At 59.9% G+C, this 16,480-nt stretch carries 13 protein-coding genes; 7 read left to right on the forward strand and 6 right to left on the reverse strand.

Going from position 1 to position 16,480, the window contains the following annotated elements:
• Nucleotides 1–556: 556 nt before the first annotated feature.
• The gene (locus tag KM135_RS17380) at nt 557–1,183 is read right to left on the reverse strand and encodes a TetR/AcrR family transcriptional regulator (RefSeq protein ID WP_221715331.1); all 627 of its coding nucleotides are present in this window, start codon (nt 1,181–1,183) and stop codon (nt 557–559) included.
• 70 nt (nt 1,184–1,253) lie between these two features.
• On the opposite strand from KM135_RS17380, the gene KM135_RS17385 reads away from it, so the two are divergent.
• The 3 genes from KM135_RS17385 (at nt 1,254) to KM135_RS17395 (ending at nt 4,349) form a co-directional block, all read left to right on the forward strand.
• Nucleotides 1,254–3,392 carry a TonB-dependent receptor gene (locus KM135_RS17385; protein ID WP_221715334.1) on the forward strand — a complete coding sequence of 713 codons (2,139 nt, stop codon included), beginning with the start codon at nt 1,254–1,256 and terminating at the stop codon, nt 3,390–3,392.
• 92 nt (nt 3,393–3,484) lie between these two features.
• Nucleotides 3,485–3,898, forward strand: a complete 414-nt coding sequence (locus KM135_RS17390) for a DoxX family protein (protein ID WP_221715336.1) — start codon at nt 3,485–3,487, stop codon at nt 3,896–3,898.
• A 25-nt stretch (nt 3,899–3,923) separates the two neighbouring features.
• Nucleotides 3,924–4,349, forward strand: a complete 426-nt coding sequence (locus tag KM135_RS17395; RefSeq protein ID WP_246606295.1) for a DoxX family membrane protein — start codon at nt 3,924–3,926, stop codon at nt 4,347–4,349.
• 133 nt (nt 4,350–4,482) lie between these two features.
• On the opposite strand, the gene KM135_RS17400 is transcribed toward KM135_RS17395, so the two are convergent.
• Entirely contained in the window at nt 4,483–5,112 is a 630-nt protein-coding gene (locus KM135_RS17400; protein WP_221715338.1) for a TetR/AcrR family transcriptional regulator, read from the reverse strand.
• Between the two features lie 139 nt (nt 5,113–5,251).
• Here KM135_RS17400 and KM135_RS17405 point away from each other — a divergent pair, with 139 nt between their 5' ends.
• Together KM135_RS17405 and KM135_RS17410 are read left to right on the forward strand one after the other, a co-directional pair.
• Complete coding sequence (locus KM135_RS17405) at nt 5,252–7,621, forward strand: TonB-dependent receptor (RefSeq protein ID WP_221715340.1); 2,370 nt, start codon at nt 5,252–5,254, stop codon at nt 7,619–7,621.
• Between the two features lie 8 nt (nt 7,622–7,629).
• The gene (locus KM135_RS17410) at nt 7,630–8,766 is read left to right on the forward strand and encodes an alpha/beta hydrolase (protein ID WP_221715341.1); all 1,137 of its coding nucleotides are present in this window, start codon (nt 7,630–7,632) and stop codon (nt 8,764–8,766) included.
• Nucleotides 8,767–8,941: 175 nt separating this feature from the next.
• Here the strand turns inward: KM135_RS17410 and KM135_RS17415 are convergent, their stop codons facing one another.
• Both KM135_RS17415 and KM135_RS17420 read right to left on the reverse strand, forming a co-directional pair.
• The gene (locus tag KM135_RS17415) at nt 8,942–9,328 is read right to left on the reverse strand and encodes a winged helix-turn-helix transcriptional regulator (protein WP_221715342.1); all 387 of its coding nucleotides are present in this window, start codon (nt 9,326–9,328) and stop codon (nt 8,942–8,944) included.
• A 198-nt stretch (nt 9,329–9,526) separates the two neighbouring features.
• Entirely contained in the window at nt 9,527–10,063 is a 537-nt protein-coding gene (locus tag KM135_RS17420; RefSeq protein WP_221715343.1) for a nuclear transport factor 2 family protein, read from the reverse strand.
• Nucleotides 10,064–10,422: 359 nt separating this feature from the next.
• Here KM135_RS17420 and KM135_RS17425 point away from each other — a divergent pair, with 359 nt between their 5' ends.
• The gene (locus KM135_RS17425; protein WP_221715344.1) at nt 10,423–12,918 is read left to right on the forward strand and encodes a TonB-dependent receptor; all 2,496 of its coding nucleotides are present in this window, start codon (nt 10,423–10,425) and stop codon (nt 12,916–12,918) included.
• A gap of 120 nt (nt 12,919–13,038) precedes the next feature.
• On the forward strand, nt 13,039–14,319 hold the full coding sequence (locus tag KM135_RS17430; RefSeq protein WP_221715345.1) for an SGNH/GDSL hydrolase family protein: 1,281 nt from the start codon (nt 13,039–13,041) through the stop codon (nt 14,317–14,319).
• Between the two features lie 368 nt (nt 14,320–14,687).
• Here KM135_RS17430 and KM135_RS17435 read toward each other — a convergent pair whose 3' ends face one another.
• The gene (locus KM135_RS17435) at nt 14,688–15,755 is read right to left on the reverse strand and encodes an ATP-binding protein (RefSeq protein WP_221715347.1); all 1,068 of its coding nucleotides are present in this window, start codon (nt 15,753–15,755) and stop codon (nt 14,688–14,690) included.
• The gene (locus KM135_RS17440) at nt 15,752–16,453 is read right to left on the reverse strand and encodes a response regulator transcription factor (protein WP_246606300.1); all 702 of its coding nucleotides are present in this window, start codon (nt 16,451–16,453) and stop codon (nt 15,752–15,754) included. Before KM135_RS17440 ends, KM135_RS17435 begins: the two co-directional genes overlap by 4 nt.
• Nucleotides 16,454–16,480 lie beyond the last annotated feature (27 nt).

Below are 16,480 nucleotides of genomic sequence, written 5' to 3' on the forward strand. Positions count from 1 at the left end.
GATGAAGCTGCTATACCTCGTACTCAACAAGGCCGCCGATGAATGGAAACGGCCACCGCGCGAGTGGGCCGAGGCAAAAACCCAGTTCGCCGTGATCTTCGGCGAGCGGTTCGTCATCTGATGACGATAACCGGCCTCGCGCACAAAATATCTGACAGTCCCCCAGTGAGACGTTCAACATCGTCGCTGATCACGGCGAAATGGCCATCGCGAACCGCGACCTCAAAGCTCACCATATCATCCGAATTCCACGGGAAATTGGCGACCGTCCGATGGTCGATGCGATTGCTTAGCGGGAGCGCGGTGATCGGGACCATCAAACAAACGAGAGACACTCCAGCTCTTTGACGAACAAACATCAACTCTGACTGCCTTGGACTCGACATTGAACCAACGGTCGCTTTCGGGCAGCGCCAAATCACCGCCGAATGACCGGAATCCGGGGTGGAGTCATCGCTACACCGACGCTCGGTTGCTATATTCTGGTTCAGATCTCGCTTGCGACGGAAGCATATGCTCGTGGGTGCGATCCTGGCCAAACCCAGCGTCAATAGGATCACACGCCTCCGCGGGCCGCATCAATGACTGCCGATAATGCGCGACGCTCTCTTTTTGCGAACTCCGCCGCATCATCGAGCGCGAGGCCCGTCGATGTTCCGCGAATGATGAAGAACATCGCATCTGCGATGTGATCGGGTTCGCGTAGCTGAGCCTCGCGGCAAGCTCGTTCCAGCCAATCACGCTGATAGTGGTAATATTCCCGAATGACGTCGTGGGCCGGATGGGCCGGATCGGAGAGCTCCGCCATGCTGTTGCCGAACGGGCACCCGCGCATCCAGACGGAGATCTGGGACACCATCATATCGACCAGGCCATGCAAACGCGCCAGGGCATCATGGGGATAGGCGTCTTCCACCTCGCGCCATTTTTCCTGCGCGGCTGCGGATGTCGCGCGCAGCCATTCGACGATGAGCCGCTCCTTCGATCCGAACCCTCGGTAGAGGGTCATCTTATTGGAACCAGCCGCCGCGGCGATCTCGTCCACTCCCACCATGTGAATGCCATGACGGTAAAAAAGCTGGCTTGCCGCGCTGAGTATGCGCTCCCGGGGGGCGTCCTTCGGATTGATCTTCACCCGGGTTTCCATGCCGATTTCATAGGCGATGCGATCATCAGTTGACAAGAGGTGTTACCGGTAAGTAACATTCACGATAGAGCGCAAAGCTTCTGTGAAAATATAGAGGGGGAGGACAATGACGAACGATCGTGGCACATCGTCGCGGCGGATATTTGCCGGCATTGCCGGGGGATTTCTGGTTTCCACCGTAATGACGACTCCGGCGTCGGCACAGGATGATCCACAGCACGGACTGGCCGATATCATCGTGACTGCTCAACGTACCGAGGGCAGACTCCAGGACACGCCGGTGTCAGTCGCACTGCTGAGCGGAGAAGAGCTCGCGACGCGGGGCATCTCCGATCCAGCGGCGCTCCAGGGCTCTCTCCCCGCCGTTCAATTTCAGCCGGTCGGCGACGTGCTCGCCAATATTCGCGGTATCGGCACGTTCAATCTGCAGCCGGGTGCAGATGCAGCGATCGCCTACAATGTCGATGACATCTACATAGCTCATGCGACAGGCCTCACACCGGTCTTCTTCGATCTTGCCCGCATCGAGGCCCTGCGCGGACCGCAAGGCACGCTCTACGGCCGCAATACCAATGCCGGCGCGATCAATATCATCACCAATCGGCCGAGACTTGGTCGGCTTTCTGCTGCTGCTCAAGTGCAAGCGGGCAATTACGACCTGATTGCAACGGAGGCGATGCTCAACCTGCCATTGGGCGAGACCGTCGCCGTTCGGATCAGCGGCGCGACACAGAAGCATGACGGCTACATGCGCGATGGCCACAACGACGCGGATATATATGCCGGCCGCATCCGGCTCCTGTTCGCGCCGGATCAAGGCACGGAGCTGCTGCTGACCGGCGAATATTCGAACCAATCCGGCCTTGGCGCCGGCGGATCCTCGCCATGTCTCGCCACGTTTGCAGTCGCCGGATGCAACCGGAAGGGATGGGACGCCTATGCCGGCAACGAAACGCCAGTGCCGGACGACTTCCGATCTGTGGAGAATATCGGAATCAACGGTCAACTGGCGCATGACTTCACATGGGCGACGCTGACTGCAATCGCGTCTTGGCGGAGGGTCGATTATGCGAGCCTGACCACCACCGGAGACGCGAATATCCCCTTCGGCGATTTCGGGTACAAGCCCAGCAACGCCAACCAGCTGTTCACGGGTGAAGTGCGGCTGAATTCGCTGGCCTCGTCACCGGTGCAATGGGTGGTGGGCGCCTATTATTCCCGCGAGAAAATGACCAACCGGATCGATCGGACTTTCTTGTCCGATACGCTGCTTGGCGTATCTGAAGTCCTTGACCGTTATCGTGCGACCTCGCGCGCACTGTTTGGCCAGGTGACGGTGCCTCTCGGAAGCCGCATTCGTCTGACAGGCGGCCTTCGCTTCACCGATGAGGAAAAATCGGCGTCCGGGGTGGCGACGAACTATTTCGTGGTTCCGGCTGCAAGTATCGCGACGGGCGGCGCGGAATCTCATTCTGGCCTGACCTGGAAGGCAGGTATCGAAGCCGACCTCGCCCGCGCGTCGCTTGCCTATGCAAGCGTCAGCACCGGATTCAAGTCGGGCGGGGTCAACCAAACTCCGGCGGGTTTCGGCATTCCCTCCAGCTATGCGCCCGAGCGGATCACAGCCTATCAAGCAGGTGTGAAGAACCGTTTCCTCGACAACAAGCTGCAGGTGAATGCCGAGGTCTTCTACTATCGATACACGGGCTTCCAGGAACTGCTGAACATCTTCGCGCCGGGATATCTGGCCTTTTACACCGTCAACTCTCAAAAGGCGCGCGTCTACGGCGGAGAAATCGAGGTGGTGGCGATGCCCAGCCCAGACGATCGCTTCGAGGCGTCGCTTGCCTTGCTCGACACGCGGTTCACCCGGTTCGACCTGACATCCTTCGGCGGCGCCGATTATTCGGGCAACGAGCTGCGCAACGCGCCACCTGTAACCGCCAATGTGGCTTATCAGCATCGCTTCCGCCTCGGTTCGGCCGGTGAACTGACGCCGCGGATCGAAACCGTGATCTCGGACAAATATTACACAGACGCGATCAATTCCGTTGCAGGCCAGCAGGCGAGTTACACCCAGACAAGTGCGAGCCTGCGCTACCTCAGTGCCAATGGTGGCTGGAGCCTGACAGGCTGGGTTCGTAACCTGGAAAATGAGGCCGTAATATATTCCTACTTCGGCGGGCGCGGATATCCGCTGGCGCCGAGGACCTATGGCGTCACACTGCGGTTCGAAACCAGATGAAACAAGCGCGAGCCCCAGAGTCGGCGGTACTCCCTGATCGGGCGACCGTCGTTCGACAGTCTTTGAATGCGTATCCGCCAGGAACCTTCGCCATGGGCGCCGCCTTGCTTCGGGTGAGCATGGGCGCTCTGTTTCTCGGGCATGTCGGTGTTCGATTGACGGTCATCACGTGGCCTGCGGCGATGCAGTTCTTCCAATCTCTGGGACTGCCCTGGTTCATGGCCTACGCAGTCACCATCGCGGAAACATGTGTCGGTGTCCTGTTGATCATCGGTTGGCGTGTGAGGATCGCGGCGCTGGTTGGAGCCGTCGTTCTGATCGGCGCAACGGTCCTCGTTCATGGTGCCAACGGCTTTCTCTTCACCAATGAAGGCGGCGGATGGGAATATCCGGCATTCTGGGCGCTCGCCCTCATCAGCCAAAGCCTGCTTGGTGCGGGAAGCTGGTCCATCGCACTCGCCGGCGACAAGAGGGAGCCGGGCAGTGCGAGTTCGGATCTGATTTAGCAGGCCGTCACATCAGGAGATCCCAATGTCTTTGACGACCGCCAATTCCGAGCGATCCGGCGACCGGACGTTCGGTTTCATGATCGTACGCCTCGTATTCGGCGCTTGGTTTCTTTTCTCCGGCGCAGAATATTTCTCGCCATTCGATCTGCAGCCGCTCGGCAATACGCCGCTGGCGAAGGAGTTCACGCTGGCGCTGATTCACAGCGGCCTCTTTGCATGGATCAAAGCCATGGAAATCGTGATCGGCGTTCTGTTGCTGATCAATCGCGCCATCTTGCCCGCCGCACTGGCAACGGCGCCGCTCACGGTCGTGATTGCGTACTGGAACTTCGTTCTCGACCCCGGCGTCGTGGAATATCTGTTCGGTACCGCAACAGTCGCTTGCAATGCGGTGCTCCTGTGGCCCTATCGTTCTGAGCTCATCGCGCTGCTGAGGTGGCGAGATTGAGCCGCGATACGAACAGCAACGGCGAAATGTATCTGCAATCTCGACGGCTTTCGAAAATCAGTTTTGGCGATAGTATGAAGCTGATCCCTCGGCATGAGGCGCAGTAAGTCGAAAGCATTTCAAGCCAGTGCCCTCATGGGGCGAGGAAGGCGGCCTTGGCGAAAGCTACTGCACGAGTGATCGACTCTTCGACCGAGCGAGCGTTACAAAGTCCATCGGACATGATCTCGAGCCGCTCATTGTCCCAATGTGTCATGTGCTCGACGCCGAAGGTAAAATGTAGGCGCCAGCAAATCTCCTCCCTGCTGAGATGCGGAAATGCGCGTTGCGCGATGTCGACGGTTTCCCGCATCCCGCGAATCCCTGCGTCAACCTCGGCTTTGATTTCCGGCAGAGAACTCATCAGTGCGCGCGCTATAAAGCGGCTCGCCATCGCCCCATCCTCGCCCTTGCTCCGCATAAATGCGATGGGCGCCATGATGGAGTATAGGAATTTGTCGACATCGGGCACTGCTTGTGCCTCAAGTTCGGCGACCAGCGGCGCTCGAAGCGCCAAAAGCATGCCAAAACGCTGCCGAAATACGGCCATCAACAGGTCTATTCTCGATTCATAGTGGTGATAGATCACCGAGGGGCTGACGCCTGCGGCCTTGGCGATGTCGCGCATCGAAACGCTTTCCAGACCATGCTCGGCACATAGTGCCTCTGTGACCTTGAGCAGCCGTTCTGCTGACGAGCCAATCTTCTTTGCCGTCTTCGCCATCACATCCTCTGCAACCTTCGCGGGGCCCCTCATAGCAGTATCCGCTGACCGAATAGCCAGCCTCTTGAATAGAACGAACGTTCGATCTATTGATTGATTCGGAGGTGTCAACGACACCCGATGAGGAGGGGGAGAAATCATGAGAAAAATTGCCCACGTCCATGAGGGGCACCGCGCCGGTCGAACTGTCAAGCAAACGGCTGATGGCAAGGAATGGTCTCTTTCGATTTTGCCGATCAAAACACTGGCCTTGCTATCAGCATCGCTCGCAGCGAGTTCTGCAGCAGCGCAGTCGGCTCCACAGGCTCAGGAAGAGGACACAGTCGGAGAGATCGTCGTCACGGCCGAGCGCCGCGCCAGTAACATCCAAACGACCCCCATTTCGGTCAGCGTGCTGAGCGGCGATACGCTGAGGGAGCGGCAGGTCACCCAGATTCAGGATCTGGAAACGCAGACCCCGGGCCTCTCCTTCACCCAGAACGGCTTCACTTCGAACATCAATCTGCGGGGACTCGGCAATACGACCACCTCGCCCAACATCACCACCGGCGTGGCAGTGTTTCATGATGGCCTCTACCAGCCAGAAGCTATCCTGTTGAACACGCCCTTCTACGACATCGCATCGGTGGAAGTGCTGCGCGGGCCGCAGGGAACCATTGTGGGCCAAAACTCGACCGGCGGCTCGCTCCAGGTCAACTCGCGCAATCCGGAGCTGAACGACGGTATCAGCGGTTATGTTGAAGCGACGGCCGGCAACTATGCGCTCAAGCGGCTGAGCGGCGCCGTCAATCTACCGATTTCCGAGACGCTGGCTGCACGGGCGGCTTTCTACATTGAGGGGCGCAACAGCTTTTATCGGAATCTGAGACCGGTCGTTCCGGCTGCCGGCTATGAAGGAGTTTCCCAACCCGGCCGTGTTGACGCGCGGCACATGCGTTTAAGTCTCTTGTGGCGTCCGAGCAGCGCGTTCCAGGCTGTCCTCAAGGCTGAACTAAACTATCTCGACACTGGAGGCCTCACGTCGCGCCCACGACCGGCCTGCACAAGCTGTACCCCCAATAGCAGCTTCTACGGCTTCGGCTATGACGGACCGAGCGCATTGAACGGGTTCCGGACTCCGGGCACCTACGATCTCGTCTACAATAGCCCGACGATGCAGCAGGACACCGCCAATCGGTTCAGCCTGGATATGCGCTACACGTTCGACAACGGCATCGTTCTACGTTCGCTCAGCGGCTATCAGCATCTCAAGGAGGTTCGTGTCGATGATCTCGATGGATCGGCTGCACCCGTGGGCTCCGTGCCGCAGGGCTCCGTCGCCTATCACATCATCGGCCCGAGAAATGACTATTATAGCCAGGAAATCAACCTGATCTCACCCAATGAAGGCGTGCTCACCTGGCTGGCGGGCGCCTCCTATTTCCATCGCGAGACGCCAGTTGGGCTTTCCTTCTACCCGTTTGGCGCGCTGCCCGATGCGGCCGGCACGAACGCGACATTCATCCTGAACTCGGTTTCGCGGCAAGAATTGATCGGCCTGTTTGGACAGGTCGGCTACCAGATTACGCCGCGCCTGCAAGTCCAGTTCGGCGGCCGTTACTCCTTCAGCAAAAATACGGGCGACGGCGCTCTGCAGCTCGCGATTTTCCCTGGTTTCAAGATCACGCTGCCACAGGTTGGCCGTTATGCTGAAGAGCGCCCGACCTGGAAGGCGACGCTGAACTGGGAGGTGAACGACAGCAACTTCCTTTATGCCTTCTATGCCCGCGGCTTCAAAGATGGCGGCATCAATCCGCCCAGCCCGAATTTCGCGCCGGAAATCGTCGATGATTTCGAAGCGGGATGGAAATCCAAACTGTTTGACAATCATGTCCTGCTGCAAGCTGGCGTTTACTACATGGAGTACAAGGCCATGCAGCAGCCTGTACTCAATCCCATCACGACCACCCAGCAGATTGCAAACATCGGCGATTCTACCATCTACGGCTCCGAGATCTCCGCGCAGGCGCGGTTCGGAGGGCTGAGCCTCGACTTCGGCTTCGCCTATAATCACTCGAAGCTCGGCAACATCTCTGCCGTTGCCGCATACCAGCTCCCTGCCGGGCAATTGCCACCGCAGTGCGCACCCGGCCAGTCTGTCGGTTGTTTCGACTATACGTCTTACATCGTGAACCTGTCCGGTCAGAAGAATCCCTATTCACCGGAAATCACGCTCAATGCCTCCATTGCCTATGACATCGCGATTGGCGGCGAAGCGAAGCTGACTCCTCGGATCAGCGTGTCGCATCTGAGCAGCCAATATGCCTCGATCTTCCAGAACACCGATTATTTCCTCATCCCGGGCCGCACCCAATTGGATGCCTCCCTGTTGTTGCGCGCGGGCGATTGGGACGTGGAAGGCTTCGTGCGCAACTTGACTGACCGCCACTATGTGACCGGCCTCAATAATGCGGCGGCCTTCTATGCCGCGCCGCGGACCTTCGGCGTGCGCGTATCGCGAAAGTTCTGAACGAGGGCATGTTCAAGCCAGACATTGTTCAATCCGGCGGCGCGGATCCTCGCGCCGCCGCGCGTATCAACAAGAAAGGACAATCGTATATGTGGAGACAGTTGATGGGCGCTCTCCTCGCCCTCCTACCTGCGCTTGCCGCGGCGCAGGCGCCCGCCCCGCCCCCACTCTTCGGGCCGCCGCCGGGGCCGCCGCCGACACATGCCAACATCGCCTACGCACCGGCCGAACCCGCCGATGGCAAGGGTCATCTGCTGGATCTTTACTTGCCGTCGCAACCGAAGAGACCGGTGCCGATCGTCATCTGGACGGGAGGTTCGGCCTGGATGATGGACAACGGCAAGGATTTCGCCGGCTGGATCGCACCACAGCTCACCAAGGCGGGCTTCGCCGTTGCCGGCGTGTCTATCCGCTCCAGCTTTCAGACGGTTTTTCCCGGCCAACTCCATGACATCAAAGCAGCAATCCGCTGGCTACGCGCCAATGGCGCCAAATACGGCGTGGACGGCAGCCGCATCGCCGTGATGGGTGACAGCTCGGGCGGCTGGACCGCTGCCATGGCGGCCGTGACCGGCGACGTGCCGGATCTGGAAGGCACGATCGGGACCACCGGCGTTTCAAGCGCGATACAGGCCGCCGTCGCCTTCTATCCCCCTACCCGCCTCACGAAGATGGATGCGTGGGCGACCAAGCCGTGCACGCCCGGCCTCGGGGTCATGCGCGCGGGCATGGGTGGGGGCTTCTGCCATGACGATGCAGATTCGCCGGAGAGCCGGCTCATCGGCTGCGCGATCCAGAGTTGCAAGGACAAGACGCTGCTCGCTGACCCAACCCGCTATATCAGCGCCAACGATCCGCCCATCATGATCTTGCATGGCGAATCCGATCCGCTTGTTCCGCATGCGCAAGGGGAACTGCTCTACCAGGCCCTGAACAAAGCATGTCACGACGCGGTATTCATAAGCCTCCCAAAGGCCGGTCATGGACCTGCTCCTGCCTTCCTGACGGACGATACAGTGAGAGCCGGCGCTACAATCCGATCGACTGCGAACGCCGGATGCGCCGTCAAGATGCCAGACCTGTATACGCCGAGCATCGATAGCATCATTGATTTTCTGCGGACTGCCTTCGGGTCGCAGAAATAGGGTGTGACCTTATCCCGTAAAATATATCCTTTTGGAGTAAGGGACTTTTGGCAAGATCAAAGCTGATTGGAGTTGAAGATTTCTTCCCGCGCGATGGTCTGTCGGGGGCAATTTCGGTGAAGATCATTGGCTCACGCATCAAGGCGCCACTATGTTTCCGAAGAAAATGCAGCGGTCAGTTGAGCAGGGCGTCGGAAGCGAAACCCGAGTCAAAACGCCTGCGTGACTCACGGATGTTCGCGTGTTTTTCCACCGACCAGTCGATGAGCTTCCAAAACAACGGAAGAATGGATCGCCCCATCTCCGAAAGGCTGTATTCGACGCTGGGAGGATTGGTCGGAAACACCGTTCGCGCAATGATGCCATCACGTTCCAGGTCCCGAAGCGTCCGGGTCAGCATGCGCTTGGACACATCCGGAATCGACCGCGCGAGCATGTTGAACCGCTGGGGTTCAGCCTCCAGCATGAAGACCACGACCATGGCCCACTTGCTCCCGATTCTATCTAGGACGTCCCGGATGGGACAGTTGCAGGGATCTCCAAATTCGCTGTCCGATTCCATGGAATGCCCTCGAAGAAGTAGGGTGCAGATGTGCAACCAGGTTCCGCATTGGTCATAACCCTCATTCGGGCGAGAGTGAAGCCAAGACTGGGAACTGCGATTTCTTGCGAGCGCCTTGGAACGATCGGATCAGGAATTGCGCTTGCCGGGTCCCGAGCGAGGCGACCGGCTTCCGTCGGCGCCTCGCTCCGATGCAATTCAAAACATCGTGTTCTCGTTCATCGAGGTTTCGGGCACGGGCTGGACGACATCCCAATGTTCGACGACCTTGCAGTCCGCCACTCGCACGATGTCGATGATGGCCATCCCGCGGTCGGCCTGGGAAAAGCGCCCATGCGAATGGACAGCGACCAGATTGCCTTCTGCGATGATCCTTTTGATCGAATAATCGATGCCCGGATTGGCGGTGAAGAACGGTTCGAGGAATGCGATCGCCGCGTCCCGGCCGTTGGGCGCCATGGGATTGTGCTGAATATAAGCGGGTGAAACCCACGTCTCGAACGCCCGCCGAACCTGCTTTTGCACGTAGAAGGTGTCGAAGAACTGTTCGACGATCTGCCGTGGGGTGTATTGGCAGGATTGGGCGTGAGCAGCGCCTGGCAATGCACCAATTCCAACCGCAGCGGCGACCAAAAGAAGCATTTTTTTCATGTGATTATCCTTCACTTGCATGGATGTCGTTTTGAACAGCCAGCGGTGCCGCAGCCAGATATCGGCCAGTTCCGCGAGAGCCACGGCAGGGCGCCTGAGCAGCCATTCGACTATTTTTGACGCGGGCAGACCCCTATTGCAGAACCTCAAAATTTCCCATCAATATTCCAATATTTTAAATATAATTCCGATATCTTCGATATAAATTAATGACTTATTCCAAATATATTACCAATATTATTTGATATAACTGTCCGAAACATATAGCAATGATGGACTTTATTTTTACCAGGTGACGCCCATGTAACCTTGCCTGTTCGACCAAACATTAAGGTTACACGGTTGTGCCTCCTTGCAAGACCTCGATCATCGCGCAATTTACCTGCCGTCTAACGAGTCACGTAGCGCCATCTAAAGGCACGCGGACAGGGGGAGGATTGCAGATGAAGAAGATACGCAGGAATGCGCGGGCAACGTCGTGGTCGGCATTGGCATTATGCCTTGCCTGGGCCGCGACACCGGTCGCGGCCCAGGATACGGGCACCCAAGGGCAGCAGGCGGATAGCGCGCCCAACAACGATGAGATCATTGTTACTGCGCAATATCGCGGGCAAAGGCTGCAGGACACCCCGATCGCGATTACCGCAGTCACGGGGGAGCAACTGGATGCGCGCGGCCAGACCAGCGTGTATCAAGTCGCCGCGCAGGCGCCCAACGTGACACTCGCGCCAGCTGGCGCTGCCGGTGGGCCGTCGCTGATCGGCTACATCCGCGGCGTGGGACAGGGCAATCTCAATCCATCCTTCGAACCCGGCGTCGGCCTGTATGTCGATGATGTCTATTATTCGACGCTGGTCGGCTCTGTTCTCGACCTGCTCGATCTCGATCGCGTCGAGGTGCTGCGCGGTCCCCAAGGCACGCTTGCCGGGAAGAATTCCATCGGCGGGGCGATCAAGCTGTTCTCGCGCAAGCCGGTGGGCGACGGCAGCGGCTCGGTCGAAGCTGGATATGGTTCCTATTCGGCGATGATGTTTCGCGGTTCGGCCGATTTCGCCTTGGCCGATCGGCTGTTCGCCCGCGTTTCAGCAGCAGCCAGCAAGAGCGACGGCTATGTGGAGCGGGTCGATTATGCCTGCACGCATCCGGGTTCGAATGTACCCAGTTTCGTCAATGGAACGGATTGCTCGCTTGGCAGCGAAGGCGGCACGCGGCATATCGGCGGACGATTGGCGCTGCGCTGGGTTCCCTCGGACGCCTTTGAACTCAACCTCTCGGCCGACTATGTCGATCAGCAGGATGAGCCGCCCGCCAACACGCTGATCGCGGTTGCCAACAGCGCGCTTTCGGTCGGGATCGATACGGACAACAACGTCAATACCGGGGAAATCGGTTCGTTCTTCGGCCTGTTCCCCTATCTGAGCGGCTATGATGTGTCCTGGAATGCCCCCGGCGCGCTCGGAGCCTGTCGTTTCATCACCGCTGGTCCGCGCAGCTGCGATCCGGCCAGCCCCAATAATCCCTACATGAATTATTCCACCTACATGGACCCGCGCGTGGCCGGCACCGGGGGGCTGGGCGCCAGCGGCTATACGCCCTTTATGGCGAAGCCGCAGCAGACGCTGGAATCCTATGGCTTTTCCGCAGCCGCCGAACTGCGCCTTAGCGATACTCTGTCCCTGAAGTCGATCACGGCCTATCGGCACTATACCAGCAATTTCTCCGACGATGCCGACGGCTCACCGTTGCCCGGCGACATCCTCGTGCAGGACTATGCCCACCGACAGTTCAGCCAGGAGCTGCGATTGGGCGGAAGTGCGGGCACATTGCTCGACTACACGATCGGCGGGTTCTACTTCGACCAGAAGACGGACACCGTTTCCAGAGTCGATCTGCCGGGAGCCGGCATCGACTTCACGTCCGGCCCGGACAGCATCCCGGCGACGACCTGGGCGCTGTTCGCGCACGGCGAATGGCATCTGGCCGACAAGCTCGATGTCACGCTCGGCGTCCGCTATACGCACGACAGCAAGGACTATAGGTTCGGTCGCAGCAACCCCGATGGCAGCCCGGTTTGCACCGGCGGCTATAATTGCTCGCTCATCGGCCTCAACGGCCAGACCGCACGGTTCGAGGACGAGCATATCGATTACCGGGCGGTACTCAGCTACAAATGGTCGTCCTCGTTCATGACCTACGCGCAGGTGTCCACCGGCATCAAGGGCGGTGGGATCAATCCCACGCCCTATTATGTCGCGCAGATTCTGCCCTTCGGTCCCGAAACCCAGACCGCTTTCGAAGCCGGCTTCAAGTCCCAGGCGTTCGATCGCAAACTGAGATTGAACGCCGCATTATTCTATAGTCGCTATAGGGATATCCAGCTGGGCCTGCTCGAATGCAGCGCGCAGGCCGGAGCAGGCTTCGGTTTCCCGTGTCTGCTGACGGCCAATGCCGGTAGTGCGAACGTCAAGGGTTTCGAGCTGGAAGCGACACTTCAGCCGGATTCCCACCTCAGCATCGACGGTTCGCTCAGCTATCTCGATTTTGCCTATCGCGCTGTCGATCCCCTCTCGGGCATCCCGATTTCGGCGGTTACGCCTTTCACCCCGGAATGGAAGGCAAGCGCCGGCATTCAGTATCGCTTCGATCTTCCCGGTGCGGGATCGCTGACGCCGCGGCTCGACATGGACTATCAGTCCGCAGTGTTCACGAACGCCATCAACACCCCGCTTTCAAGGATTGATGGCCGAGTCCTGCTGAATGGGCAGATCACATGGCGATCCGAGGCCGACGATTGGCAGATCAGCCTGGAGGTGCGCAATATCGCCAACAAGCTGTATTATCTCACCATCTCCGATTTCACCGGTATCGGCAATGGCTACGCCTCTGGCCAGCCGGCCATGCCGCGAACCTGGCAGCTAAGGGTCAAGAAATCGTTCTGACAGATTTGGAACGATCGGCGCGGCCCACCGTCTCTCTTCCGGCCGCGCCGAATATCTGCGCTTATCGTCGGGACGACATGCGTCCCAGCCTCGCCGCAATCCGAACGACCGGAGCGCCTCATGAATGCATCACGTCGCATGCCGTCCAGGCTGGTTGGCACGCTCGCCTGCCTCGTCTCCCTTGTTCCTTCTCCATCGGAAGCGCGGCCGGCCGTAAGGCAATGGGTGACCGGTTGGAGCGCCGCGCCGCAGCCTCCCCTCGCGGCGGGCGGACCTCTGCCGGCAAGCCCGTCGTTCGGTGATCAGACCGTTGTCCAGATCGTAAGACTCGCCGCGCCGGGCGCGCGCATCCGATTGCGGCTCACCAACGCATTTGGCACAAACCCGCTTGCGATTGGCCGGGTTACGGTTGGCGTTGCGACAGCGGACGGAGCGTTCGTCTCAGGCACGGAACGGACGGTGACCTTTTCCGGGCTAGACCAGATGTCGGTGCCGGCCGGCACACCGCTGGTGAGCGATCCGATCGAACTGGCGGCCGACGCAGGAACCCTTATCGGAATTCGCATCCATCTGCCTGAAGCGACCGGGCCTTGCACCTGCCACATGACGGCACTTCAGGGCGGCTGGGTATTGGCGGGCAATCGGACCACGTCCGTCAGCGCTCCCGGCATGGCGGCGAACCTTTCCGGCGGGCGGGCGTTCATTGCCGCGGTCGATGTCGAAGCACCGCGCTCGGGCGCAACCATTGCAGTTCTGGGCGATTCACTCGCGGACGGGATGGGATCGAGCGAGAATGCAAATCATCGCTGGCCGGATTTCCTGTCCCAACGCCTGAGCTCGAGGGGCGGAGCGGTGCGTGGGATAGCCAATCTCGGAATTTCCGGAAATCGCCTGCTTGCCCCGGGCGCGGGTGAAAGTGCTCTAGCCCGTTTTGACCGAGATGTGCTTTCACAGCCCGGCGTGCGCTATCTGGTGGTGTCGATCGGCATCAACGACATCGGCGCTTCCCAGCTTGGCAAGAAGAGCGGGCCGATCGTCGATCTCTTGCGCTCGATGTTTCCCGATGCGGGGGCGATCAACCCGGAAACGCTCATCGCCGGCTATCGCCAATTGATCGCCCGCGCTCATGCCAGGGGGATCATGGTCTACGGAGCCACTTTGACCCCATTCGGCGGGGCGATCCTGCATACGCCCGCTGCCGAAGAGATGAGGCAGGCAGTCAACAGCTGGATCCGCACGAGCAACGAATTCGATGCCGTCATCGACTTTGACGCGGTCTGGCGAGATCCCGCACAACACGCATTCATCCGCGAAGAATATCAGAGCGGAGACATGCTGCACGGGAATGACGCGGGCTATCGCGTTTTGGCAGAATCGATCGATCTTGAACTTTTCGAATGAAGCAGGATCGGCATCGCGGCGGACATCATCTCGTGGCGCCATTTGTAGGTCGTCTTGGCAATGCACGGCATCACATTCGCCTCCGCGTTGTGGCGCGTTCGCTAGTGCCAGTCAGGAAATGCATTCTTCCCTGAGTGGTATTCGCTGCAATGACTATTGTAGTTGATACGCATGGCTGATGGCTGGAGATCACTATCGAGCATGACGGACGTCGCCACCGCGTGTTGGCATCTCAGCTGGTGCATCGACCTATGCAGCCGTCCCATGACTGATGAACGACTAACGGCCTTCGGGAAGCTCGATCACGACCTCGGACGTCCGAAATAGAGGGCAAAGTCATTCCCCATCCGTCCATCCGGTTCGGCATCTCAGTTACGCCGACGGATTTCCATGCAGAAGCAGGCACCGCCATTGATCGTTTCATAGGTCGCGTCACCGCCATGGGCCTGGGCGATCACGCGAACGACCGACAGGCCAAGGCCACTGCCCTTCGCGCTGTCACCTTGTTCCATGTAGCGCCGGAACGGTTCGAAGGCATGCCGGGCGAAGTCTGGGGACAGGCCCGGGCCGCGATCGGTGACGCTGAGGCGAACATGCCGCTCGTCGATCTGGAGCGCCACGTCGATGTGCGCGGGTCTCGCGTGGCGCCGCGCATTGTCGAGCAGGGCGATCAGCGCCTGGTGCACGCGCGCCGTGTCAACCTCGCACAAGCCCTTGTCGAGCCGCGTCGTAACCGCGAAGCCGGCAGCTTCGAGACCAGGTTGCATGAGGCGGACGACAGCCTCGACCTCCTCAGACAACTCCACCGACCGGAACCGCATCTCCATGCGCCCGCCTTCGAGCAGGCTGACGGTGCGCAGATCCTCAATGAGGCGCGCCAGCGCATCGACCTGTGCCACGAGGGAGCGGAACAGCGTCGGATCCGGCTTGAACACGCCGTCGGCAAGTCCCTGCAGACGGCCGCTCAGGATCGTCACCGGCGTGCGAAGTTCGTGCGCGATGCTTGCGTTCCAGCGTGTCAGCGCTTCGGATGCGCGCTCGAGGCGATCGGCCAGATGATTGAAGTCCTCGACCAGCATGGTCGCTTCGGACGTGGCGCGATCCCCGGTTTCCGCGCGCGCCGCAAGGTCGCCAGCAACGATGCTGCGCGCACTCTGCGCGACCGAGACGAGCGGTTGCACCATTCGCCGGGCAACGCGCGTCGAGACGAACATGGCGATGCCGACTGCGGAAATGCACAGCACCACGATCATGATCCACTCGATGCCGCGTGGCAGCCATTGATCGGTGAGCGGGAACAGCAGCTCGGGCGCGAGCCGGATCACCACGCCATAGAAGATATAGAGGCCCGTGATCGCGACGAGGACGGACGCAACCGTGGCGATCACCGTGGACAGGATGATCTCGCGGCCAAGCCCGCCGGACGGACGCTTCACGAGAGATCCGCCAGCCGGAAGCCGACGCCGCGCACATTGTTGACGAAGCCGGGCGCGCCGGCATCTTCGAGCTTGCGGCGCAGCTTGCTCAAATGGGTGTCCACGGTCCGATCCAGCGCGTCGCCGCCCGGAAGGCAGGCGTCGACCAGTTCGCCGCGCGAAAAGGCCCGGCGCGGCGCCCGCACCATATGGGCGAGAATGCGAAACTCGGTGAGCGTGAGCGGCAAGGTCGTGCGATCAGGCTCGGCGCCCGCAACCACACTCGCCACATGGCTTTCCAGATCGACCTCGATCGGCCCGACCCGCAGGATGGAGCCATGGCTGTTGCCGGCCCGGCGCAGCACGGCACGGGCGCGCGCCGCCACTTCCACCGCGTTGAACGGCTTCACCACATAATCGTCCGCGCCGATGCGCAGCGCCTGCAGCTTGTCGATATCCTGATCCAGCGCCGTCAGCATGATGACCGGCGTATCGCCGCGCCGGCGCAACTCGGCCAGCACTTCCCAACCGTCGACGCGCGGCATCTGCACGTCGAGCATGACGAGATCGGGCTTGAGCGCCAGATGCAGGTCGAGTGCCGCGCGCCCGTCCGACGCGCGAACGGTGCGAAATCCCTCGCGCTCCAGATAGGCGGCGATCACGTCTGCGATCTCCGGTTCATCTTCCGCGACCAAAATCAGAGCATTGTTGGAATTCATGACCCGTGGCTTTCCATCTCGGCTATC

Origin of the sequence: Sphingobium xanthum, assembly GCF_019737615.1 — a bacterium.
Lineage (GTDB): Bacteria > Pseudomonadota > Alphaproteobacteria > Sphingomonadales > Sphingomonadaceae > Sphingobium > Sphingobium xanthum.

Excerpts from the sequence above, each read along its gene's own strand:
- KM135_RS17385 (WP_221715334.1), top strand. The coding sequence starts at position 1,254 with ATGACGAACGATCGTGGCACATCGTCGCGGCGGATATTTGCCGGCATT.
- KM135_RS17425 (WP_221715344.1), top strand. The coding sequence starts at position 10,423 with ATGAAGAAGATACGCAGGAATGCGCGGGCAACGTCGTGGTCGGCATTG.
- KM135_RS17400 (WP_221715338.1), bottom strand. The coding sequence starts at position 5,112 with ATGGCGAAGACGGCAAAGAAGATTGGCTCGTCAGCAGAACGGCTGCTC.
- KM135_RS17410 (WP_221715341.1), top strand. The coding sequence starts at position 7,630 with ATGTTCAAGCCAGACATTGTTCAATCCGGCGGCGCGGATCCTCGCGCC.
- KM135_RS17430 (WP_221715345.1), top strand. The coding sequence starts at position 13,039 with ATGAATGCATCACGTCGCATGCCGTCCAGGCTGGTTGGCACGCTCGCC.
- KM135_RS17415 (WP_221715342.1), bottom strand. The coding sequence starts at position 9,328 with ATGGAATCGGACAGCGAATTTGGAGATCCCTGCAACTGTCCCATCCGG.
- KM135_RS17440 (WP_246606300.1), bottom strand. The coding sequence starts at position 16,453 with ATGAATTCCAACAATGCTCTGATTTTGGTCGCGGAAGATGAACCGGAG.
- KM135_RS17405 (WP_221715340.1), top strand. The coding sequence starts at position 5,252 with ATGAGAAAAATTGCCCACGTCCATGAGGGGCACCGCGCCGGTCGAACT.
- KM135_RS17395 (WP_246606295.1), top strand. The coding sequence starts at position 3,924 with ATGTCTTTGACGACCGCCAATTCCGAGCGATCCGGCGACCGGACGTTC.
- KM135_RS17390 (WP_221715336.1), top strand. The coding sequence starts at position 3,485 with ATGGGCGCCGCCTTGCTTCGGGTGAGCATGGGCGCTCTGTTTCTCGGG.